The sequence below is a fragment of the Streptomyces sp. NPDC002057 genome, assembly GCF_040296665.1.
GTDB lineage: Bacteria > Actinomycetota > Actinomycetes > Streptomycetales > Streptomycetaceae > Streptomyces.
Genome location: NZ_JBEOXR010000011.1, coordinates 136,337 through 158,291, shown reverse-complemented (window position 1 = coordinate 158,291; position 21,955 = coordinate 136,337). Strand labels below are relative to the sequence as shown.

General features: G+C 73.0%; 17 protein-coding genes. 10 read left to right on the top strand and 7 right to left on the bottom strand.

Features of this window, described 5'->3' with window-relative positions; genetic code table 11:
- Positions 1-5 precede the first annotated feature (5 nt).
- Both ABT129_RS12555 and ABT129_RS12550 read right to left on the bottom strand, forming a co-directional pair.
- The gene (locus tag ABT129_RS12555) at positions 6-1,121 is read right to left on the bottom strand and encodes a glycosyltransferase family 2 protein (protein WP_351900077.1); all 1,116 of its coding nucleotides are present in this window, start codon (positions 1,119-1,121) and stop codon (positions 6-8) included.
- Positions 1,118-1,948 carry a glycosyltransferase family 2 protein gene (locus tag ABT129_RS12550; protein WP_351900076.1) on the bottom strand — a complete coding sequence of 277 codons (831 nt, stop codon included), beginning with the start codon at positions 1,946-1,948 and terminating at the stop codon, positions 1,118-1,120. The genes ABT129_RS12555 and ABT129_RS12550 overlap by 4 nt, the downstream gene beginning before the upstream one ends.
- A gap of 637 nt (positions 1,949-2,585) precedes the next feature.
- On the opposite strand from ABT129_RS12550, the gene ABT129_RS12545 reads away from it, so the two are divergent.
- A complete protein-coding gene (locus ABT129_RS12545) occupies positions 2,586-3,392 on the top strand; it encodes an SGNH/GDSL hydrolase family protein (protein WP_351900074.1) in 807 nt (268 codons plus the stop codon).
- Here the strand turns inward: ABT129_RS12545 and ABT129_RS12540 are convergent.
- Positions 3,376-4,488: a protein kinase domain-containing protein gene (locus ABT129_RS12540; RefSeq protein ID WP_351900073.1), complete on the bottom strand. Its 1,113-nt coding sequence runs from the start codon at positions 4,486-4,488 to the stop codon at positions 3,376-3,378. The genes ABT129_RS12545 and ABT129_RS12540 overlap by 17 nt on opposite strands.
- 312 nt (positions 4,489-4,800) lie before the next feature.
- Here ABT129_RS12540 and ABT129_RS12535 point away from each other — a divergent pair, with 312 nt between their 5' ends.
- The gene (locus ABT129_RS12535; protein WP_267042765.1) at positions 4,801-5,073 is read left to right on the top strand and encodes a hypothetical protein; all 273 of its coding nucleotides are present in this window, start codon (positions 4,801-4,803) and stop codon (positions 5,071-5,073) included.
- 169 nt (positions 5,074-5,242) lie between these two features.
- Here the strand turns inward: ABT129_RS12535 and ABT129_RS12530 are convergent, their stop codons facing one another.
- From ABT129_RS12530 to hmgA, 4 genes are all read right to left on the bottom strand, one after another.
- On the bottom strand, positions 5,243-6,439 hold the full coding sequence (locus ABT129_RS12530) for a CaiB/BaiF CoA transferase family protein (RefSeq protein ID WP_351900071.1): 1,197 nt from the start codon (positions 6,437-6,439) through the stop codon (positions 5,243-5,245).
- A 265-nt stretch (positions 6,440-6,704) separates the two neighbouring features.
- Positions 6,705-7,991, bottom strand: coding sequence for a type ISP restriction/modification enzyme (locus ABT129_RS12525; protein ID WP_502981732.1), 1,287 nt, complete (start codon positions 7,989-7,991; stop codon positions 6,705-6,707).
- Positions 7,992-8,101: 110 nt separating this feature from the next.
- Positions 8,102-8,851, bottom strand: a complete 750-nt coding sequence (locus ABT129_RS12520; RefSeq protein WP_351900070.1) for a GntR family transcriptional regulator — start codon at positions 8,849-8,851, stop codon at positions 8,102-8,104.
- Between the two features lie 41 nt (positions 8,852-8,892).
- The gene (gene hmgA / locus ABT129_RS12515) at positions 8,893-10,215 is read right to left on the bottom strand and encodes a homogentisate 1,2-dioxygenase (protein WP_351900068.1); all 1,323 of its coding nucleotides are present in this window, start codon (positions 10,213-10,215) and stop codon (positions 8,893-8,895) included.
- Between the two features lie 256 nt (positions 10,216-10,471).
- Here hmgA and ABT129_RS12510 point away from each other — a divergent pair, with 256 nt between their 5' ends.
- The 8 genes from ABT129_RS12510 to ABT129_RS12475 all read left to right on the top strand — a co-directional run bounded on the left by ABT129_RS12510 (position 10,472) and on the right by ABT129_RS12475 (position 21,647).
- Positions 10,472-12,592: a right-handed parallel beta-helix repeat-containing protein gene (locus ABT129_RS12510; protein ID WP_351900066.1), complete on the top strand. Its 2,121-nt coding sequence runs from the start codon at positions 10,472-10,474 to the stop codon at positions 12,590-12,592.
- A 170-nt stretch (positions 12,593-12,762) separates the two neighbouring features.
- Entirely contained in the window at positions 12,763-13,614 is an 852-nt protein-coding gene (locus ABT129_RS12505) for an RAD23 family protein (protein ID WP_351900064.1), read from the top strand.
- Positions 13,611-14,933, top strand: coding sequence for a hypothetical protein (locus ABT129_RS12500; RefSeq protein WP_351900061.1), 1,323 nt, complete (start codon positions 13,611-13,613; stop codon positions 14,931-14,933). Before ABT129_RS12505 ends, ABT129_RS12500 begins: the two co-directional genes overlap by 4 nt.
- A 19-nt stretch (positions 14,934-14,952) precedes the next feature.
- Positions 14,953-15,669, top strand: a complete 717-nt coding sequence (locus tag ABT129_RS12495) for a TetR/AcrR family transcriptional regulator (RefSeq protein ID WP_351900059.1) — start codon at positions 14,953-14,955, stop codon at positions 15,667-15,669.
- Positions 15,670-15,862: 193 nt separating this feature from the next.
- Positions 15,863-18,064, top strand: coding sequence for a molybdopterin oxidoreductase family protein (locus ABT129_RS12490; RefSeq protein WP_351900057.1), 2,202 nt, complete (start codon positions 15,863-15,865; stop codon positions 18,062-18,064).
- Positions 18,065-18,230: 166 nt separating this feature from the next.
- Positions 18,231-19,721, top strand: coding sequence for a CitMHS family transporter (locus ABT129_RS12485; protein WP_351900054.1), 1,491 nt, complete (start codon positions 18,231-18,233; stop codon positions 19,719-19,721).
- 185 nt (positions 19,722-19,906) lie between these two features.
- The gene (locus ABT129_RS12480; RefSeq protein WP_351900052.1) at positions 19,907-20,791 is read left to right on the top strand and encodes a hypothetical protein; all 885 of its coding nucleotides are present in this window, start codon (positions 19,907-19,909) and stop codon (positions 20,789-20,791) included.
- On the top strand, positions 20,778-21,647 hold the full coding sequence (locus ABT129_RS12475; RefSeq protein WP_502981731.1) for a class F sortase: 870 nt from the start codon (positions 20,778-20,780) through the stop codon (positions 21,645-21,647). The genes ABT129_RS12480 and ABT129_RS12475 overlap by 14 nt, the downstream gene beginning before the upstream one ends.
- Positions 21,648-21,955: the final 308 nt, after the last annotated feature.

Here is a 21,955-nt window from a genome sequence, read left to right as displayed (position 1 = left end):
GTCGCTCACGAGACCGCTCCCTCGGCGGCGGGGGCCTCGGTGGCGGCCGGATCCGCCGTGGAGGCCCGGGCCTCGGCCGGAGCGCCTTCGGCGGAGGGGGTCGCGGCGGGAGCGTCGCTCCCGTCCCGTTCGATCGGACCCCACGAGAACGTCGTGCCGTTCCGGCGGGCCCGGAGGGTGCCGAGCGCGTAGCCGCCGGCCGCGACCGTCACCCCGGTGACGATCGCCCCGGCCCGGCCCGCGCCGCCGGAGCGGCCGCGCAGCGCGTCGCCCACTCCGCGCAGGACGCCGGCGGGCAGCACCCGTGTCGTGTAGCGCCGTTCGGACTCCAGGCCCTTCTGCGCGCCGACGCTCCGCGCGACCAGCGCCTTGGAGAGCCCCTCGGCGTAGACCCGGGTGCGGAAGTAGCCGAAGCGCTCGCGGACGGCGGGCACCTTGTGGTGGATGACGGCCCGGTCGTCGATGAGCAGGATCGCCTCGGGCAGCGCCTTGGAGAGCCGGATGCACAGCTCGGTCTCCTCGCCGCCGAGGGGCCGCCGGTCGCCGTCCCGCCCGATGCCGGTGGCGAAGCCGCCCGCCGCGTCGAAGGCCGTACGGCGGAAGGAGGCGTTGCCGCCGAGCACGTTGCGCACGGGGACGCGGCCCGGGGGCAGGCCCCGGTACGTACAGCCGACGACCCAGTCGAACTCCTCGGGGAACCAGGCCGGGCGGCGGCCGGACGCCCAGGCGGGCAGGGTCCGGCCGCCGACGGCCATGACGCGCGGGTCGTCGTAGGCGGCGGCGAAGTGGTGGAGCCACTCCCGCTCGGCGACGGCGTCGTCGTCGAGGAAGGCCACGAACTCGCCGCGGGCGGCGGCGATTCCGGTGTTGCGGCCGGCGGAGAGGCCGCGGGGGCCCGCGTTGGCGAGCACCCGCACCTCCTCGGAGAGCCGCTGTTCCGCGTACTCCTCGGTGAGCCGGGAGAGGAGCCGCTCGTTGTGGTCGACCACGAGCAGCGTCTCCAGCGGCGGCAGCGACTGCTTCCGTACGGAGTCGACGGCGGCGAGGATGTCCTCCCACCGCTCCTCCGTGTAGACGCAGATCACCACCGAGAAGCCGTGCGGGGACGTGCGGTCGCTCAAGACACCTCTCCCCGGGGCACGTTGACCGAGAACGGGGCGGGCCGGCGGCGGGCCGCCTTGGCGAGGGACTTCTCCTTGAGGATGACCTTCAGGACCCGGATGCCGTCGCGCACGGCGTTGAGGTTGCTGACGCCGTGTATGCGGTTGTACTCGTGGCTCGGCACCTCCTGCACCCTGAGACCGGCCTTGACGACCCGGATGTTGATCAGGGTCTCGATCTCGAATCCGGTGCAGTCGAGGGTGATCTTGTCGAGGCAGTGGCGCCAGAAGGCGTTGTAGCCGTAGCAGAGGTCGGTGTACCGGGCGCCGAACTTCCGGTTGACGAGCGAGCAGAGGGCCCAGTTGCCCAGTCTGCGAATGGTCGTCATGTCGTCCGTGCCGCCGCCGTTGGCGAACCGGGAGCCCTTGGCGAAGTCGGCGCCGCCGACGAGGGCGGAGACGTAGGAGACGATCTCCTGGCCGTCGGCCGAGCCGTCCGCGTCGACCATGACGATGATGTCGCCGGTGCAGGCGGCGAAGCCGCTGATCAGCGCGTCGCCCTTGCCCTTGCCGACCTGCTTGACGACCTTGACGTCCGGCCGGAGCTCACGGGCGACGTCCACCGTGTTGTCGGTGGAATTTCCGTCCACGAGGACGACTTCGTGGATCCATTCCGGTAGCGTCTTGAAGACGTACGGAAGATTTTCGGCCTCGTTCATCGCCGGAATGACCACACTGACCGGCGGAGTGATCGCCAGGTGTGAGGTGATGGCCCGGTACTGGGCGGCTATTCGACTCGGCTCGGTCATTTCGGGGCCCGTGATGGATGGGCGCAGGAACGAGCTCATGGGTCTTGTTTCCCTCTCGTCCGGTGGGCCGCCCACCCCTTGGGCGGTCCGATGGTGTGTCCGGTTCGAAAGGGGGGTTCTCGCCATCCCGCACAGAAACGATCTCCTTGCGAGATCGGCGAGTTGGCATGTCTGGCCGCGCGGTACCCGCGACTCGGCGCACGTTCGAACACCGAGCACGGCACCCCCCTACCGCGCCCCGCTCCGGGACCATCAGCGACGCTAGAGCCCTCCCCTGAGCCGCTGTGCGTGATGGATCGATGCGGGTGAGATGTACGACGGTATTGATGAATGGGACTGTATGGCAAGTCCCGGATCTGTGGCCCGCTTTTCCGTAGTTTGGCGAAGCTTCGCCGCTCAGATGCGTAGCAGTTCCGATCGGATTCGATCAATCCGTTTGCATCTAGAAAGCGCTGATACGGGATCACACTCCTGTGCATTGTTGTGCGAATGTGTCGCGATCTCGTTCGATCGTCAAGTGGGACCGGAGCATCCGGTTCCCGTAGTGGCCGAATCTCGACGGTCGCTGACGGAGGATCGGGGGACGTTCATCCCCAGTTTTGACATGAACACTTCCGGTGCGGCGGATCCGATGCTACTACCTGGTAGCGCAGAGATCCTGCTACAGGGAGGTTCCATGAGACTGTCCCGTTTTGCCGCCCTTTCGTCCTCGCTCCTCCTCGGTGCCGTCCTCGCCCTCACCGGGGTGGGCGCCGCCCAGGCCGCCGAGACCGCCGCTGTCGACTACGTCGCCCTGGGCGACTCGTACTCCTCCGGTGTCGGAGCCGGGAGTTACGACAGCGCCAGCGGCGACTGCAAGCGCTCCACGAAGGCGTACCCGGTGCTGTGGAAGAACGCGAACGCCCCCTCCTCGTTCGCGTTCACCGCCTGCTCGGGCGCCCGAACGGGTGATGTGACCGCCAATCAGCTCGGCCCCCTCTCGGCCGCCACCGACCTGGTCTCCCTCACGATCGGGGGAAATGACGCCGGTTTCGCCGACGTCATGACCACCTGTGTGCTGCAGTCCGAGTCCACCTGCATCAACCGCGTCAATCAGGCCAAGAGCTACGTGGACACGACGCTCCCCGGCAAGCTCGACTCCGTCTACACCGCCATCAGGAACAAGGCGCCGTCCGCCCGCGTCGTCGTCCTCGGCTACCCGCGCTTCTACCAGCTCGGCGGCGGCTGCGTCGCCGGCCTGAGCGAGGCCGAGCGCAGCGCCATCAACGGGGCCTCCGACTACCTCAACGCGGCCGTCGCCAAGCGGGCCGCCGACCACGGCTACGCCTTCGCCAGCGTCGTCCCGGCCTTCACCGGACACGAGATCTGCTCCGGCTCCGCCTGGCTGCACAGCGTCAACTGGCTCAACATCGGGGAGTCCTACCACCCGACGGCCGCCGGTCAGTCCGGCGGCTACCTGCCCAGCTTCAGGAACGCGGTCTGACCGGACCGCCGCCCGCGCCGTCCGTGGCGCCGGGGCCGGCCGGAGCGGTGCTCGTGACACCGCCCGGCCCGGGCCCGGCGCCTCGCTCGTCGTCCCGTACGACGTGGTACGTCAACGCCGCCGCGATCAGCAGGGCCCCGATCGACCCGGCGAGGAGGACGGGGCCCCGGCGCGGCCTCCGTGTCACGCGCGGCCGCCGCGACGCGCGGGGCGGCTGCGCCGCATGCGGCGGTCGCTCCGAACCGCCCTCCGCGGGAGCTCCGTCGCCGGGGGCTCCCGTCCCGGCCGCCCCGTGGCCGCCACCGCTGTCGCCCCTGCCCCGGGCCGGTCCGCCGCCCCCCGTCCCGGAGGACTCCCGCCGCGGCGGGCGCGCTCCGCCCGTCGTGATCCGCCGGAGCTCCCGCTCGACCCGCTCCGCCGCGGAAGGGGTCTCGGCGCCCTCGCGGTCCGGCCCTTCCGCCGCACCCTCGCGCGCCGGTCCCTCCGTCGCCCCCTCCGCCAGCTCCTCGATCACGGCGCGGAGCGCCTCGGCCCGACCGTCCGCCGAGGGCAGCGCCGAAGCCGCCGCGTCCAGCAGGGCGCCGAGCGCGCGGAGGTCCCCCTCCGCCCCGGGGTCGTCGCCCGGGCCCGGACCGAAGCCGGTCACGACGATCCTTCCGTCGTTGGAGAGGAGGACGTGCCGGGGCTCCACGCCCCGGTGGGGAACGCCCGCCTCCCGCGCGGCCCGCAGCCCGGCGAGGACCTCGGCGCCGACCCGTGCGGCCTCGCGCGGTGGCAGCGGGCCGGCCGCCTCCAGGGTCTCGGCCAGGGTGAGGCCCCGTACGAGCTCCGACACGACCCACGGCCGGCCGTCGTCGGTGGCCACCCCGAGGACCCGCGCAACGGACGGGTGGGAGATGCGGGAGGCCGCCCGCGCCTCGCGCTCGCGTCGCGCGTACAGCAGGGGTGCCTCGTCCGGAGGGAGTCCGGCCGGGGCGCGGAACTCCTTGAGGGCCACCTCGTGGCGGCTCGTCTCGTCCAGGGCACGCCAGACGGTGCCCGACGCCGCCTCGGCGAGGACGTCCAGAAGCCGGTAACGACCCGCGATCACCGTCATGGATCCACGGTAGCCGAGGGGTGTCGTCCCGGCTCCGGTCCGTCGGCGGGACAGCTCGGACGATCTTGGTGGTGGAGATCACACCGGTCCGGGTGGTCGCGGGCGGCGGTCCGGAGGGCAGGATGGTTCGTGACGGTTCGGCAGGTGTTCGAATCCTGTCCAACTCGCCCTGGAATCAGATGGATTCGCACGGTGACCGTCAACCCCCGTACGAGTGCCGCACATCCCGTCGGCGGGATACACGGGTGTCATGACGGGGCGATAGGGTTAACCTGCCCTGGGTCGGGTGCCCTTGTACGGGTGGGGAGTGACATGGAACAGATAGCAATGCGTAGCAGGCCGCGAGTGCCTGCCATCACCTGCGGAAGCAGCGCGACGAGTTCGCGCCTCGACCGCCATCTCGCGGTGCTCGGCGGTCCCGCCGTGCCCCAGCGCGAGGTGGCGGAGGCGACGCTGCTGATGCGGGAACTGACGTCGCGTACGCACGAGGCGCCGGTGCACGGTCACCGCAGCCGCAGCGCGCGGGTCTCGCTCTTCGCCCCGCTCCGCCGCCTGCGCCGCTCCCTCTTCGGAACGCGCCGCTAGGAGTCGGGCGCACCGGGCCGAGTACCCCGAGGTTCCCGCCCGCTTCCGCCCGGTCGCCCGTACGACTCCGACAGCGACACCGCCGGACGTGTCCCCGCCCGTCCGGCGTTTCGTCGTACCCGCCGGCAGACCCGACGCCCGGGGTGCGACACGATCCGTGCTCCCGGCGTCAGGCGATCACGCCCGCACTCCGCAACTCCTTCACCTCCGCCTCCGGCACCCCGAGTTCGGCGAGTACCTCGTCCGTGTCCTGTCCGAGGGCCGGGATCCGGTCCATGCGCGGCTCCGGCGCGTCCGGGAACACGATCGGCGGCAGCAGCGAACGCAGCGGCCCGACCGGTGACCCCACCTCCCGCCAGCGGTCACGGGCCGTCAGCTGGGGATGGTCCGCGAGCTCCTCGACCGAGTTGAGCCGGGCGCAGGCGACGCCCGCCGCGTCCAGCCGGGCCAGTGCCTCCGGCGCCGTCAGCGGGGCCAGCGCCGCCGCGACCGCCGCGTCCGTGGCGGCGCGGCCCGCCACCCGCGCCGTGTTCGTCGCGAAGGCCGGGTCGTCGGCCAGCTCCGGGCGGCCCAGGACCTGCTCGGCGAGCCGCCGCCACTCCCGGTCGTTCTGCACGGAGAGCAGCACCAGGCCCCCGTCCACCGTCGGATAGGCGTCGTACGGAGCGATGACCGCGTGCGCGAGCCCCGTACGCGCCGGGGGCGTACCCCCGTGCATCCCGTGGTGCAACGGGTGCCCCATCCACTCGGCGAGCGAGTCGAGCAGGGACACCTCCACCGGACCGCCCCGGCCGGTCGTGCCGCGCCGTACGAGCGCCGCGAGGACACCCGAGAACGCGTACATCCCGGCGGCGATGTCCGCCGCCGGGATCCCGGACTTCACCGGCCGCTCCGGCGTGCCGGTCACCGATACGAGACCCGCCTCGCACTGCACGAGCATGTCGTACGCCCGCTTCTCCGCGTACGGCCCCTCCGCCCCGTACCCGGAGACGTCCACCGCGATCAGCCACGGGTGCGCGGCGCAGAGGGTGGCGGCGTCGAGACCGAGCCGGGCCGCCGCCCCCTGGGCCAGGTTCTGCACGAAGACGTCGGCGCCGGCCACCATCCGCCGGACCAGGGCCAGGCCCCGGGGGTCCTTGAGGTCGACCGCCACGGACTCCTTGCCGCGGTTGCACCACACGAAGTGGGAGGCGAGCCCCCGGGCGGCCGTGTCGTACCCCCGGGCGAAGTCCCCGCCGTCGGGCCGCTCGATCTTGACGACGCGGGCGCCGAGGTCGGCGAGTTGCCGGGTGGCGAAGGGGGCGGCGACGGCCTGCTCGACGGCGACGACCGTGACCCCTTCGAGGGGGAGTGGCTGAGTGCTCATGGAGACCCTGCCTACCCTGCGGGACCGGCCCTTGTCACCAGGATGTGGGTCACCCTCGGCGCCGCGCCGGTCTCCTCAGCCCCTTCCGCAGCGGCGGACGGCGAGCGGGGCGAAGACGGCGATCAGGCCGAGCGACCGCAGGAGCGCCCAGCAGGACGCCCACCCAGGTCGTCGCGGAGCGGAAGAGCAGCAGCGGGCCGAGGGCGCCGAGGGCCTCCGGTGTCGTCCCCTCGACCCGCCGGCCCACGAGCGCGCCCGGCCGTGCTCACAGCAGCATGAACTGCCCCTCCGGGCCCTCCTCCTGATGGTCGAGGACGGACGCGGGGCGGCGGGACCAGGGCGGCGGGGGAAGGACCGCGGCGGCGCGCAGCTCCTCCCGCCCGACGGCTCCCGCCGTGAAGGCCGCCCGCTCCGGCTCCCGCGCCCCGAGCAGCGCCAGCACCGTGATCAGGTCGAGCAGCTCCGAGGTCCACTCCTGCGGCCAGGCCGCCGGGCCGATCGCCTCCAGGGAACCCGGCTCGGCCGGGGCCGTCCGGTGCGCGAACCACTGGTCGAGGACCCGCGCCCCACCGGCGCCGAACTCCCAGGCCTCCACCGGCACGGGCGAGATCCGGCCCACGTCGAGGCACAGGGCCTCGTCCCCCGCGTCGTACGTCATCGCCCGGGGCCGCGCCGGGACCGCGACCCGTACGTACGGCCGGCGCCCACCCGGCAGCCGCGGCTTCGTCCCGCTGAGGGCGCCGCGCGCCTGGACGTCCGTGAGCTCCCGGCCGAGCGCCACGCCCGCCGCCCAGACCTCCGGGTCCGCCGGGATCGGGACGCGGCACCCGGCGGGGGAGGGCCGGGCCGCCGCCACCGTCCACGCGAGCCACTCCAGGGCGTCCACCTCGTGCCCGTACCGCTGCCCGAGGAAGGCGAGCAGGCCGGGTGCGAGGTTGGGCTCCCGGCCGCCGGGGCGCCGGAACAGCGGGCGGATCCGGCCCGGCCGGCCCGCGGGGGAGCGACCCTCGGGCAGCGCGGCCGTCACCAGGAGGGCCGGTCCCGTCGCGCCGGGCACGTACCCCGGCTCGACGATGAACAGCTGCGGGTCCCCGGCGACCCGCCACAACTCGGGGCGCGCGGTGTCGATCAGCCGGTGGTCGGGCAGCAGCCACTGCTCGTCGTACGGCCCGCGCGCGATCCGTACCGGCTCCGGGCACCGGCCCGGCTCCCGGGCCCACCGGACGGTCCCGGTCCGCTGGCCGGGCAGCGCGGCCACCGCGCTCGCCGTGGTGCGGGCCCGGCTGGGGCGGAACAGGGCCTCGCGTTCGGCGCCTTCGGCGGCCACCAGCCGGTCCCAGCGGGACCGCAGCGTCCGGGCGTCCGGCGCGACGATCCACGAACGGCCGAGGCGCAGCGGCGCGACCGACCACGGCATGAGGTCGTCGAGGAGGGGGAGGGCGTCGAGACCGGCGGGGTCGTCGAGGCGGGGTCGGGCGTCGAGACCGGCGGGGTCGTCGAGGTGCGAGGGGACGTCGTCGTTCGCTCCGGGCGCTTCCGTCACGCCCCGCATGCTAACGACCGCCGTCGGCGCGCCTCCACCGATCGCGCACCTCGCGCGGTCACTGGGCCTCCACCGTCACGGTGACGCGGGCACAGGATTCCTCCGTCACGGTGAAGCGGTCACTGGGCCTCCACCGTCACGGTGAAGGAGAAGCGGTCGCCCCGGTAGCGGATGCGCGCCACGTCGACGACCCTGCCGTCCTCGTCGTAGGTCACGCCCGTGTAGTGGAGGATCGGGGAGAGCAGCGGGACCTGGAGGAGGGTCGCCGTCTCCGGATCGGCGAGACGGGCCTCGACCGTGTCCGTGATGCGGCTGATCCGCACCCCGACGACGTCCCGCAGCACCTTCGTCATCGGCCAGCGCTCCAGGTCGGCCGGGTCGATCGCGGCGGCGAACTCGGGGAGCACCGCGTTCTCCGCCCAGTTCGTCGGCTCGTCGCTCTCGCCGTCGCGGCGCAGTCGCCGGTACGCCGCGATCTCCATCACGCCCGGGAAGTACTCCGTGAGCTCACCCGGCACCGGCTCGGTGCCGTGCCCGAGGACCGTCGTCCGCTCGCCCGACTGCTGGGCCACGATCGCGTCGATCGAGCCGAGCAGCCGGCGCGGGGTGGAGCGCCGGGCGCCCGGCTCGATGAAGGTCCCGCGCCGCCGGTGCCGGCTGATCAGGCCCTCCTCCTCCAGCTCCTTGAGGGCCTGGCGCATGGTCAGCACGCTCACGCCGTAGTGGGCCGCGAGCTGCTCCTCGGTGGGCAGCCGCAGCGAGGCGTCGGGCGCGCGGCCCAGTATCGAGGCGCGCAGCGACTGCGAGACCTGATACCAGAGCGGCAGCTTGCGGTTCAGGACCAGTGAGTCGGGAGCGAAGGCGGTCACGGGTTCTCCGTACGAACGGCTACGGGCTTACGGCCGAGACACTACGGCCGAAAGTGGCGCTCAAGACCCTGCCATACGTCGTCGTACCCACTCTGCAGATGGTCGGCGTCCGCGGCCTGCGGGGTCGCCGTCACCGGCCAGCGGGTCTCGAACATGAACGCCAGGCCGTCGTCGATCCGCTGCGGCTTCAGTTCGGCGGCGCTGGCCTTGTCGAAGGTCTCCCGGTCGGGACCGTGCGCGGACATCATGTTGTGCAGCGAGCCGCCGCCCGGGACGAACCCTCCCTTCCCGGCCGTCTTGGCGTCGTACGCGCCCTCGATGAGCCCCATGTACTCGCTCATCACGTTGCGGTGGAAGTACGGCGGCCGGAAGGTGTCCTCGCCGACCAGCCAGCGCGGGGCGAAGACCACGAAGTCCACGCTCGCGAGCCCCGGGGTGTCGGAGGGCGAGGTGAGGACGGTGAAGATCGACGGGTCGGGGTGGTCGTACGAGATCGTCCCGATGACATTGAAACGGTGCAGGTCGTAGACGTACGGCGTGTGGTTGCCGTGCCAGGCGACGACATCGAGCGGGGAGTGGCCGTACGTCGCCGACCAGAGGTTTCCGCAGTACTTGTTGACCACCTCGACCGGGCCCTCGACGTCCTCGTAGGCCGCGACCGGGGCCCGGAAGTCACGGGCGTTCGCGAGGCCGTTGGCGCCGATCGGGCCGAGGTCGGGGAGCTGGAACGGGGCCCCGTAGTTCTCGCAGACGTACCCGCGGGCCGTCTCGTCGAGGAGTTCCACGCGGAAGCGGACCCCGCGCGGGATCAGGGCGACCTCGCCGGGGTGGGCGGCGAGCAGGCCCAACTCGGTACGGAGGAGGAGCCCGCCGCGCTCCGGGACGATCAGCAGCTCGCCGTCCGCGTCGCCGAAGACCCGCTCCATGGAGGCGTTGGCGTGGTAGAGGTGCACGGCCATGCCGCTGCGCTGCGTCGCGTCGCCGTTGCCGCCGAGGGTCCACAGGCCGGCCAGCCAGTCGGTGCCCGGGGCCGGGTCGGGCAGCGGGTCCCAGCGCAGCCGGTTGGGGTCGGGCACGGTCTCGGTGAAGGGGGCGCCGCGCAGCGCGCCGTTCTCGATCCGGGTGAACGGCGGGTGGGCGGCCGAGGGGCGGATCCGGTAGAGCCAGGAGCGGCGGTTGTGGGACCGCGGCTCGGTGAAGGCGCTGCCGCTCAGCTGCTCGGCGTAGAGACCGAGGGGTGCGCGCTGCGGCGAGTTGCGGCCGTGCGGCAGCGCACCGGGGACCGCCTCCGAGCTGTGCTCGTTGCCGAATCCGGTGCTGTAGCCGAGCGCCTCGGCCGTCTTCCTGGCCTGCTCCGTGGTCATCGCCCGCTCCTGTCCTGAGCCCACAAGGGAATCCTATGCATGACCGTAGGATTCCGCGCGCCTTCCGTCAACGGGGCGCGGTGAGGAGGTCGCGCGGCCGAGGTGGGCGGGAGGGGGGTGGGGCTGTTGCGGGAGGGGGTGAACGCCTGCCCGTGGGGGCGGATTCCCGTGCGTGAGGGCGAATGTCGGTGCGCGAGGGCGAATGCCGGTGCGCGAGGGGGTCAAAAAAGATGAACAATGCTCTACTCTCACGCGCATGTCCTGGACCCGAAGGTTCGTCCTCGCGCTCTCGGTCGTGCTCGCGGCGCTCGCCGCGGCCCTGCTCACCGCCCCCGGGGCCCAGGCCCACGAGGAGCGGCCCGTCACCTTCCCCGACGGCTCCGGCAGCGTGCCGAAGCTCCGCACCGGAGAACCCGACCTCCTCGTCTGCAAGACCGACCGGACCGATTTCGAGCGCCGGATCTCCGGCTTCCCCGCCACCCTCAAGGCCCGCAACCTCGCCCTCTTCGAACGCTGCGCCCGCGACGGATACCGCCACCTCCAGCAGGCCGTCGACGCCGTCGACCGGCCCGGCCTCACCATCGCGCTCCTCCCCGGCCTCTACGAGGAGGAACCCTCACTGCCCCCGCCCACCGGAGCCTGCGCCACGCTCAAGGCGCCCAAGTCCGCGCTCGGCTACCAGATCCTCAGCTACGCGCAGCAGCGGCAGTGCCCGCACAACCAGAACCTCGTCGCCATCCTCGGCAAGAAGGACCTCCAGATCGAGGGCACCGGCGCCTCCCGCCTCGACGTGGTCATCGACGCCAAGTACCAGAAGCTCAACGCCCTCCGTGCCGACGGCTCCGACGGCGTCTACTTCCGCAACTTCACCGCCCAGCGCACCACGTTCAACTCCCTGTACGTGCTCGCCGCCGACGGCTTCGTCATCGACGACGTGCTCACCCGCTGGAACGACGAGTACGGCTTCCTCACCTTCGCCTCCGACCACGGCCTCTACAAGAACTGCGAGTCCTACGGCAACGGCGACTCCGGCATCTACCCCGGCTCGGCCTCGAACATCAACGACGGCCGCGGCTACGACGTCCCCCGCTACTCCATCGAGATCACCGGCTGCCGCAGCCACCACAACATGGTCGGCTACTCCGGCACCGCCGGAGACTCCGTCTGGGTCCACGACAACGAGTTCGACCACAACATGGGCGGCGCCTCCATGGACTCCGCCTTCCCGGGCCACCCCGGACTCCCGCAGAACCACGCCCGCTTCGAACGCAACCTGATCCACGACAACAACCAGAACTACTATCCGTACGTCGCCGACGGCACCTGCGCCAAACCGCCCGTCGAACGCGGCTACGAACAAGGCGTCGTCTGCCCCCAGATCTCCATGCCCCCCGGCACCGGCATCATCACCGCCGGCGGCAACTGGAACCTCTACGAGAACAACTGGGTCTACGGTCACCAGCGCGCCGCCTTCTTCCTCAGCGCCGTCCCCGCCTTCATCCGCGGCGAGTCCGCCTGGGCCAAGCAGACCGACACCTCCCACCGCAACCGCTACGCCGACAACCACCTCGGCGTCGACAGGGCCGGCAACGCCCGCCCCAACCGCACCGACGTCTGGTGGGACGGCCAGGGCAGCGGCAACTGCTGGCAGACCGACACGGGTGCCGCCACCCCCGGCGCCCTGCCCGGCTGCGGGGCGCGCCGCGGCGACGTCTCCGGGAACACCGACCGGCTCGTCGGTGAACCCGTCAAACTCGCCCACCTCCTCGTCTGCGCCGACTACAACGTCCAGGCCCGCCGCCTCCCGGCCGGCTGCGACTGGTACGGCGCCCGTGGCCTCCAGCGCGTCGAGACCCAACTCGTCCTCGGCAGCTCCCTCGTCCTCGCCCTGGCGGGCTTCGCCCTCTGGTGGCGCCGCCTGCGCGGCAACCGGCTCGCCGGAGCCGCCACCCTCATCGGCCTCGCGGGCCTGGCCCTCGACGTGGTCGCATCGACCCTCGCCCTCACCCCGACCGTCCTCCCGGCCCTTGCCCTGCTCCTCATCGGCGTGTGGTGGAGCCTCCTCGGCCTCGCCCTGCGCCCCACCCGCCCCGTTCTGGCCTGGACCACCGTGGCCCTCGGCGCCCTCACCCTGCTCGACGCCTTCGACAAGGCGATCCTGATGGTCCCGGGCATCCCCCTGAGCCCCGCCTGGCTCCGCCTCCTGCTGGGCGTGATCTGGGTCCTCTGGGCCGTGGTCGCGGCAGGAACCCGAGGACAGACCCCGCCCGGTCGCGCGTCCACGTCGGGGTCCGCGTCAGGGCCTGCGACCGGGCTCGCGACCGGGCTCGCCTCCGGGCATGCCGAGGCGCGGCCGCAGGGGGAGGGAACGGTATGACCCCCCTGCCGCGCGAGGCCACGCCCCTCCACCCCTCGACACCCCAGACACCAGGAGCCACGGCGTCCCCCACATCCCAGGGGGTCACCACACCCCCGACGTCCCCGGCATCCCCCACACCCCCGGCATCCCCCGCGTCCCCGGCAGCCCCCGCTGCCCGGGCCTCCGTCGTGGGCCTGGTGCTCGTCCTGGCCGCCGTGGCGGCCCTCGCGGGCTGTGGTGGACGGCCCACCACCCACCACAAGCCCGGCACCAGTCACCAGGAGGCCACCGGGAGCAGCGGCGTTCTGCTCCCGGCCCGGGACGAGGGCGGGCACCGGCTCCGGGAGCTGCCCGCAGCCGACGCGCCGACCGTCCGGGCCGAGGCCCGCCCCGACAGCGAGGGCGGCTGGAACGTCCACCTCACGGTGGAGAGGTTCCGTTTCACCCCCGACAGCACCGGTGGCGCGGCCCTCCCGGGCCGCGGCCACGCCCGCCTCCTGGTCGACGGCCGGGAGACCACCCGCCTCTACGGCCCGTGGGGGTACGTGCCGGCGGGCGCCCGCACCCTGACCGTCCGGCTCCACGCGGACGACCACACGGTCTGGGCCGTCGCGGGCACCCCGGTCCAGACCACCCTCCGCCTGGACGGCGCCCCCGCCACGCCCGCCCCCACCACGAAGGCCCCCACCATGCCCGCCCCCACGGCGTCGGCTCCCACCGCGTCGCCCACCTCCGCACCGTCCAGCCCCCGCCCGACCGAGACCCCCGCGCCCGATCCCGGCCGGACCGTCACCCTCACCATCGCCGGCAGGACCGTCTCGCCACCCCCCTCCCGCATCGAGTTGAAGAAGGGTGAACGCCTCACCCTCCGGGTCACCAGCGACCGCGCCGACACCCTCCATGTGCACGGCTACGACCGCGAACTGCCCCTCTCTCCCGGCACTCCCGCCACCCTCACCCTCACCGTCGACCGCACCGGCCTCTTCGAGGTGGAGACCCACGAGTCCGGACTCGTGCTGACCCAACTCGTCGTCCGATGACCGGCGCCCTCACCCACGCCACCCACGCCGTCCAAGCCGCCCACGCCCCGGCGTTCGGCCTTCCGCTCGCCCACGGCGTGGGCTCCCGGCACGATCTCCCCCTCTCGCCGTTCTACGCCTACGCGGGCGCCTTCGCCGCGCTCCTCGTCTCCTTCCTCGCCCTCGGGCTGCTCTGGTCCTCCTCCCGCTTCCGCGGCGACCGGGCCGGACGCCCGCTCCCCGCCGCCGTCCAACGGGTGGCCGACGCCCCTGCCACCCGCACCGCCCTGCGCCTCCTCGGCGCCGCCGGCGCCCTCGTCTTCCTCCTCCACCTCCTCCTCGGCCCCGACGACCCCGACCGCAACCCCGCACCCGGCGCCCTCTACGTCCTGCTCTGGGTCGGGCTCGTCCCCGCCTCCCTCCTCCTCGGTCCCGTCTGGCGCCTCCTCAACCCCCTGCGCGCCCTCCACGCCCTTCACCCGCCCAGGGACCCCCGTCCACTGCCCGCCGCCGTCGGGATCCGCCCGGCGGCCGCCGGACTGCTCCTCTTCACCTGGCTCGAACTCGTCGCCCCCGACAACACCTCCACCACCACCCTCCTGACCGCCCTCGCCACCCACACCGCCGTCCAGCTCCTCGGCGCCGCCCGCTACGGCGACCGCTGGTTCGCCCACGCCGACCCCTTCGAGGTGTACTCCTCCCTCCTCGCCCGCCTCTCCCCACTCGGCCGCCGCGACGACGGACGGCTCGTCCTGCGCTCCCCCTTCCACGGCCTCGACGCCACCCCGCAGATCCCCGGTCTCGTCGCCACCGTCTGCGTCCTCCTCGGTTCCACCGCCTACGACGGGCTCTCCGACAACCCCCGCTGGATCACCACCCTCCAGACCTCCGCCCTCGGCCCCACCCCCACCGCCACGATCGGCCTGCTCGCCGCCGTCGCCCTCGCCGCCGCCTGCTACGGAATCTGCGCGGGCGCCCTGCGCCTGTTGCACCGCACCCTCACCACCCCCCTCACCTCCTTCGCCCACTCGCTCCTGCCCATCGCCCTCGGCTATCTCGTCGCCCACTACTTCTCGCTCTTCGTCACCGAAGGGCCACGCACAGTCATCGTGGCAGCGGGCACTGACAACGCCCTCGCACCCGCCCCGCTCCTGGGTCCCGCCGGCCTCGCGACGCTCCAGGTCGCCGCCATCGTCACCGGCCACGTCCTGGGCGTGATCGCCGCCCACGACCGGTCCGTGCGCCTCTTCCCGCCCGACCGCGCGGTCGCGGGCCAGCTCCCCCTGTTCGCGCTGATGATCGCGTACACCCTCGGCGGTATCGGCCTGCTGATCGCCTGAGCCCGACCGGAGCGGCATCATGGTCCCCGTGCCCCAGACCCACCCCCAGACCCCGCCGGCCCTCCGCCGCACCCCGGTGCAGCAGCGCAGCGCCGAGCGGCTCGCCCGGATCCTCGACGCGTGCGCCATACTCCTCGACGAGGCCGGGTACGAGCAGCTGAGCACCCGCGCCGTGGCCGCCCGGGCGGGGGTCCCCATCGGCTCCGTCTACCGCTTCTTCGGCAACAAGCGGGCGATGGTCGCCGCCCTCGCGCACCGCAACCTGGACGAGTACGCCCGGAGGATCTCCGACCGCCTCGCCGCCGCGCCGCTCCTCGACGCGTACGGCGCCATCGACGGCGTCCTGGACGAGTTCATCGCGATGAAGCGGACCGTGCCGGGTTTCGCCCTCGTCGACTTCGGGCTCCCCGCGGCCGCGTCGGGCGAGGCCGCGACGGAGGGCCGGAGTGAGGGCCGGAGCGAGGGCGACGGCCAGGGCGGCAGTGGGGGCGCTGGCGCGGTCGGGAACGCCGTCGAGGATCCCAACCTGCTGGTCGCCGAGCGGATCTGCGCCCTCCTCGCCACCCATCTGAACCGCCCGTCCGACGACGACCTGCGGCGGAAGGTCCTAGTCGGGGTCGAGACGGCCGACGCCCTCGTCCGGCTCGCGTTCCGCACCGATCCCGTCGGCGATCCCGCGATCGTCGACGAGACGCGCCACCTGCTCTACGCGTATCTCGCGCCCTCGCTCTCGTAACTTCCCCTCGATCCGCCCTCTCTCCCTCGATCTCCGCCCCCGCCATCCGGCCCTGCCGCTCCATCCGGCCCCTGGCGCCCGGCCCGCCCCTTTCGTCCAGGCCCCCCCCGCAGGCTCCTCCCGCACACCCCTCCCGAACGTGCCTACCGGTCGGTATGCTCGGCGCCACCCGACGCCGCCCCAGGGAGACGCCATGCCCACCGCCCTGCGCATCTGCCCCCTCTGCGAAGCGACCTGCGGACTGACCCTGACGATCGAGGGGGCCCGCGTCACCGGCGCGCGCGGCGACCGCGACGACATCTTCAGCCAGGGCTTCATCTGCCCCAAGGGCGCCGCCTTCCCCGAGGTCGACGCCGACCCCGACCGGCTGCGCGGCCCCCTCGTCCGGAAGGACGGGCGCCTCCAGGAGGCCACCTGGGAGGAGGCGTTCGACACGATCGCCGCCGGAATCCGTCCGTTGATCGAGGAGTACGGGCCGGATGCCGTGGGTATCGTCCTGGGCAACCCCAATGTGCACACGATGGCCGGCGCCCTCTACCCGCCCCTGCTGATCGGTGCGTTGCGCACACGGAACCTGTTCACGGCGTCCACGCTCGACCAGATGCCCAAGCACGTCTCCAGCGGCCTGCTGTTCGGAGACCCCTTCGCCGTCCCCGTGCCGGACCTGGACCGCACCGATCACCTGCTGATCCTCGGAGCCAACCCGCTGGACTCCAACGGAAGCCTGTGCACCGCCCCCGACTTCCCCGGCAGGCTCAAGGCGCTCCGCCGACGCGGCGGCACCCTCACCGTCGTCGACCCCCGGCGCACCCGCACCGCACGCCTCGCCGACCGGCACGTCGCGATCCGCCCCGGCGCCGACGCGCTCCTCCTCGCCGCGCTCGTCCACACCCTCTTCCAGGAGGGACTCACCGACCTCGGCCCGCTCGCCGCCCATGTGGAGGGGGTCGAGGAGGTGCGGGCGGCGGTGCGGGAGTTCACCCCCGAGGCGGTCGCCGACGCCTGCGACGTGGACGCGGACACCATCCGCGCCCTCGCCCGGGACCTCGCCGCCGCGCCCACCGCCGCCGTCTACGGGCGGATGGGCAGCTCCACCGTGGCCCACGGCACCCTCGCCAACTGGCTCGTCGACGTCCTCAACATCCTCACCGGCAACCTCGACCGGCCCGGCGGCGCCCTCTTCCCGCTCTCCGCCACTCTGCCCGCCCCGCGCCCCGCCGGACCCGGCAGGGGCTTCTCCCTCGGTCGCCGGCACAGCCGGGTCTCGCACCACCCGGAGGTCAAGGGGGAGTTGCCGCTCGCCGCGCTCGCCGAGGAGATCGAGACCCCGGGGGAGGGGCGCATCCGGGCGCTGATCACCGTCGCGTCCAACCCCGTCCTGTCCGCCCCCGACGGACAGCGCCTGGACCGGGCGCTCGACTCCCTCGACCTCATGGTCGCCGTCGACCCGTACCTCAACGAGACCACCCGCCACGCCGACGTCCTGCTGCCCCCGCCCCCGCCCTCACGGAGCGCCCACTTCGACTTCGCCTTCAACGGCTTCGCCGTCCGCGACCAGGTCCGCTACACCCCGGCGGCCGTCCCCCTCGAAGCGGACCGCATGGACGAGTGCGAGATCCACGCCCGACTCGTCCTCGCCGTCTCCGGCATGCACGGGGCTCCGCCGGACGCCGTCGACCGCCTCGCGATCGACACCACACTCGCCAAGGCGGTGACCCAGGAGCACTCGCCCGCGTACGGCGAGGATCCGAAGGAGTACGCGGCGCGGCTCACCGGGGAGACCGGACCGGAGCGCCGGCTCGACCTGATGCTGCGCCTCGGCCCGTACGGGCTCACCCTGGACGAGCTGCGGGCCCACCCGCACGGCATCGACCTCGGCCCCCTGAAGCCGCGCGTTCCCCAGCTCCTCAAGACCCGCAGCGGACGGATCGAACTGTTCCCCGCGCCGATCGCCGCCGACCTGCCCCGGCTGCGGGCCGCGCTCGACGCCGTACCCGACGAGGGCACCCTCCAGCTCGTCGGGCGCCGCCACCTGCGCTCGAACAACAGCTGGCTGCACAACACCCCCGCCCTCGGCGGCGGCTCCAACCGGTGCACCCTCCAGGTGCACCCCGACGACGCGGCCCGGCTGCGGCTGGCCGACGGCGGACTCGCCCGGGTCAAGGGCGAGGGCGGCGAGCTGGAGGTGCCGGTGGAGGTGACCGAAGGGGTGCGCCCCGGGGTGGTGAGCCTTCCGCACGGCTGGGGTCACGACCGGCCGGGCACCCGGCTGACGGTGGCGTCCGCCCGCCCCGGCGTCAACGTCAACCAGCTGCTCGACGGCTCCCGGCTCGACCCGCTGTCCGGCACCGCCGTGCTGAACGGCTTCCCGGTCGAGGTCTCGCCCCTGCGGTGACCCCGGGGTGGAGCCCGTCGTGGGCTTGACCGCCACCCCGTCCGTGACCTGGGGTTTTGCTCGTATTGCTCACGCGTCAACGTCTTGTTAACGGCAGAAGAGGGCACCTACCGTCATCCGGACCGCCGCTCGGCGGCTGTTCAACGGTGAACGTGAGGTGCCCTCCATGCTGACCGTCCTCGGCTTCGCCATGATCGCGACCTTCCTGGTCCTGATCATGATGAAGAAGATGTCGCCGATCGCGGCGCTCGTCCTGATCCCCGCGTTGTTCTGCGTCGCGGTCGGGCAGGGGGCCCAGCTCGGCGACTACGTCATCGAAGGCGTCGGGAAGCTGGCGCCGACGGCCGCCATGCTGATGTTCGCCATCGTCTACTTCGGCGTCATGATCGACGTCGGCCTCTTCGATCCGATCGTCCGGGGCATCCTGCGCTTCTGCAAGGCCGACCCCGTGCGGATCGTCGTGGGGACGGCGGTGCTGGCCGCGATCGTCTCGCTGGACGGCGACGGCTCCACCACTTTCATGATCACCGTTTCGGCGATGTATCCGCTCTACAAGCGGCTCGGGATGAGCCTGGTGGTCATGACGGGCGTCGCCGCCACCGCCAACGGCGTCATGAACACCCTGCCCTGGGGCGGTCCCACGGCCCGCGCCGCGACCGCGCTGAAGCTGGACGCCGCCGACGTCTTCGTGCCGATGATCCCCGCGCTCGGCATGGGCCTGCTGTTCGTCTTCCTCCTCGCGTACGTCCTCGGGCGCCGCGAGCGCAAGCGCATCGGCTACCTCACGCTCGACGAGGCCCTGGTGACCGAGACCGACACGGTGCTCGTCACGGCGGGTGGCGGCGGCGCGGACCTCACCAAGAGGACGAGCGGTGGCTCCGGCTCCGGCGAGGGCTCCGGTACGGGGAAGGGCTCGGGAGACGGCGCGGGAGCGGCGACGGCCGGAGGCGAGGGCGAAGGCAGGGACGGAGGCGCGGGGAGCGGTCCGGACGCGGGTGCGGGCGGGGACGAGGGCTTCCAGGGGCTCGACCCGAACCGGGCGACCCTCCGGCCCAAGCTGTACTGGTTCAACGCCGGCCTGACGGTCGCGCTTCTCACCGCGATGATCCTGGAACTGATGCCGATCCCGGTGCTGTTCCTCCTCGGTGCCGCGCTGGCGCTCACCGTCAACTACCCGAACATGGCCGAGCAGAAGGCGCGCATCGCGGCCCACGCCGACAACGTCCTCAACGTCTCCGGCATGGTCTTCGCCGCCGCCGTCTTCACCGGTGTCCTCACCGGCACGGGCATGGTCAAGCACATGGCGGACTGGCTCGTCGGCGCCATCCCCGAGGGCATGGGCCCGCACATGGGCCTGGTCACCGGCGTCCTCAGCATCCCGCTCACCTACTTCATGTCGAACGACGGCTTCTACTTCGGCGTGGTGCCGGTCCTCGCCGAGGCGGGCGCGGCCCACGGCGTCTCGCCCCTGGAGATCGCGAGGGCCTCGCTGGTCGGCCAGGCGCTGCACATGTCGAGCCCGCTGGTGCCCGCCGTGTACGTGCTCGTCGGCATGGCGAAGGTGGAGTTCGGCGACCACACCAGGTTCACGGTGAAGTGGGCCGCGCTGACCTCGTTGGTCGTGCTCGCGTCGGGGATCCTCTTCGGAATCATCTGAGCCGGAGGCCGGAGGCCGGAGGCCGGCAGCCGGAGGTCCGGGACGGAGGTCCGGGGCGGGGTTCTGAGCCGGACGGGCGACTTCGGAGGGTGGCGCGCGCATGGCGCCACCCTCTGTAGCGATGTTGTGACAGATAGTCCGATTATCGGTTGAACTGTCCGACGAACTCCTCCGGAGGAATCCGCATGACCGCTCGTACCGTCCGTCCCCTCGCTCTGACCGCCGCTGCCGCCCTGACTCTCGGTGGCGCCACGCTCGCGGGCGCGCCGGCGGCGTTCGCCGCGCCCGGGGACAACGGCGACATCAAGATCCACAGGGTCGGCACGTCCTTCACCGACCAGAGGAACGAGCCGAGGGTCTGCACCTTCTACCTCGCCGCCTTCAACTTCGACACGCTCCAGGAAGTCGACTGGGAGATCTCCCGCCAGCCCTCCGACAACGGGCCCGTCCGCTCCGGGGAGCTCACGCTCGCCGCGGGCACGGGGCACACGGCTCCCCTCTCGCTGCCCAACGGCCAGTACAAGCTCGTCTGGACCTTCGAGGGCCAGACCGGTACGGGCAAGCAGAAGGTCTTCCGGGTCGCGTGTCCCGGTGACGTGATCACCAACCCGCCGCCGACCGGAGGGAACGGGGACGGCGGCAGCCCGAACGGCACCGGCGCGAACGGCACCGGCAACAACGGGACCGCCAACGGAACCGGCAACGGCACCAGCAACACCGGCGACAACTGGAACGGCACCGGCACCGGCAACAGCACCGGCAACGGCACCAGCAACAGCAGCGGCGACAACTGGAACGGCACCAGCAACAGCAACAGCAACAGCAACGGCGGCAGCGCCAACGCCAACGGCAACGGCGACGCCGACAACTGGAACGGCGACAGCAACAGCAACGGCAACGGCCGGCCCCCGCAGGGCCCGGTGGGCGCGGGTGGCGGCGGCAGCGTCCAGCTCGCCGACGAGGACTCCTCGGCCTTCGGCGTCGGTGCGGCCGTCGCCGCCGGCCTCGCCGGTACGGCCGGACTGGTCCTGATCCGCCGCTCGCGCCGCCGCAACGATGGCGCCGCGTAGGTCCTCGCGCCTCACGCGCCGGCGCCGGCGTCTGCTCCGGCTCGCCAGGACCGTGACGGTCGCCGCGGTCCTGGTGGTCGGCGGCTTCTGGTGGGCCGGTGACGAGGAGCCGGCCGGTCCGGCGCTCGCCGCCGGACCGGCCGACCCCGGCCGGGAGGCCGGGGCGGTCGCGGCGGCCGGCGCCCCGGCCGCCCTGGACCACAAGGCGAAACCGGAGGCGAAACCCGAGGCGAAACCCGGCGGCCCGTCCGAGGCGAAGTCCCCCGTGAATCCCCACGCGCGGCCCCCGGCGAAGCCCGGGGTCAAGCCCCAGGCCAAGCCCACCGTGAACGCCAAGCCGGTGCCGAAGGCCGTACCCGGGCCCCGGCCGTCGCCCCCGCCCACGCCGCTGGCCCGTTCGCGCCCCACCCTCGTCGCCGTACCGGCCATCACCATCGAGGCCCCGGTGATGGAGCTCGGCCTCGACGGTCAGGGCCGGCTGGCGACACCGCCCATCGACGACCCCACCCTCGTCGGCTGGTACGCGAAGGGCGTCACCCCCGGTGAGCGCGGTACCGCCGTCGTCGTCGGCCACCGTGACACCCGCACCGGGCCCGCCATCTTCGTCAGTCTCGACTCGCTCAGCCCCGGCAACACGGTCCGGGTCGCCCGCGCCGACGGCAAGGTCGCCGTCTTCACGGTCGACCGCGTCGTGACGTACGCCAAGGCCGAGTTCCCCGACAAGGAGGTGTACGGCTCCACCGGGCGGCCCGAACTGCGGCTGCTCACCTGTGGCGGAGCCTTCGACAGCAGTACGGGCTACGACGCGAACATCGTCGTCTTCGCCCACCTCACCGACATCGCCCAGCAGATCTGACCACCGGGAGCGCCGACAGGGTTCCGACGGACCCAGCCGCTCCGTCGGAACTCCGCCGCTCCCGGCCCCCTCTCCTCACCTCCCTCCCCGTCGCGTCCGGCGGGCCGCGCCGGCCGGGTGCGCGCCCACCGGACGCGGCGGTGTGTCCGAGGCCGGTGGGGTCGGGTCGGGTGGGGCTGGGCCAGGAGGCCTGTCCAGGTGCCGTTGGCCAGTTCCGGAGCCAGGGGCCTGTCCGGTCCCGCCGTGGACAGGCCCCCCGACGGGGCGGCACGATCGGCTCGGTACTGAGACCGGGGGCACGTCCCGGA

Coding starts and splice junctions, on each gene's coding strand:
- ABT129_RS12550 (WP_351900076.1), bottom strand. CDS start 1,948: ATGAGCTCGTTCCTGCGCCCATCCATCACGGGCCCCGAAATGACCGAG.
- ABT129_RS12545 (WP_351900074.1), top strand. CDS start 2,586: ATGAGACTGTCCCGTTTTGCCGCCCTTTCGTCCTCGCTCCTCCTCGGT.
- ABT129_RS12540 (WP_351900073.1), bottom strand. CDS start 4,488: ATGACGGTGATCGCGGGTCGTTACCGGCTTCTGGACGTCCTCGCCGAG.
- ABT129_RS12535 (WP_267042765.1), top strand. CDS start 4,801: ATGGAACAGATAGCAATGCGTAGCAGGCCGCGAGTGCCTGCCATCACC.
- ABT129_RS12530 (WP_351900071.1), bottom strand. CDS start 6,439: ATGAGCACTCAGCCACTCCCCCTCGAAGGGGTCACGGTCGTCGCCGTC.
- ABT129_RS12525 (WP_502981732.1), bottom strand. CDS start 7,991: ATGCGGGGCGTGACGGAAGCGCCCGGAGCGAACGACGACGTCCCCTCG.
- hmgA (WP_351900068.1), bottom strand. CDS start 10,215: ATGACCACGGAGCAGGCCAGGAAGACGGCCGAGGCGCTCGGCTACAGC.
- ABT129_RS12510 (WP_351900066.1), top strand. CDS start 10,472: ATGTCCTGGACCCGAAGGTTCGTCCTCGCGCTCTCGGTCGTGCTCGCG.
- ABT129_RS12500 (WP_351900061.1), top strand. CDS start 13,611: ATGACCGGCGCCCTCACCCACGCCACCCACGCCGTCCAAGCCGCCCAC.
- ABT129_RS12495 (WP_351900059.1), top strand. CDS start 14,953: ATGGTCCCCGTGCCCCAGACCCACCCCCAGACCCCGCCGGCCCTCCGC.
- ABT129_RS12490 (WP_351900057.1), top strand. CDS start 15,863: ATGCCCACCGCCCTGCGCATCTGCCCCCTCTGCGAAGCGACCTGCGGA.
- ABT129_RS12485 (WP_351900054.1), top strand. CDS start 18,231: ATGCTGACCGTCCTCGGCTTCGCCATGATCGCGACCTTCCTGGTCCTG.
- ABT129_RS12480 (WP_351900052.1), top strand. CDS start 19,907: ATGACCGCTCGTACCGTCCGTCCCCTCGCTCTGACCGCCGCTGCCGCC.
- ABT129_RS12475 (WP_502981731.1), top strand. CDS start 20,778: ATGGCGCCGCGTAGGTCCTCGCGCCTCACGCGCCGGCGCCGGCGTCTG.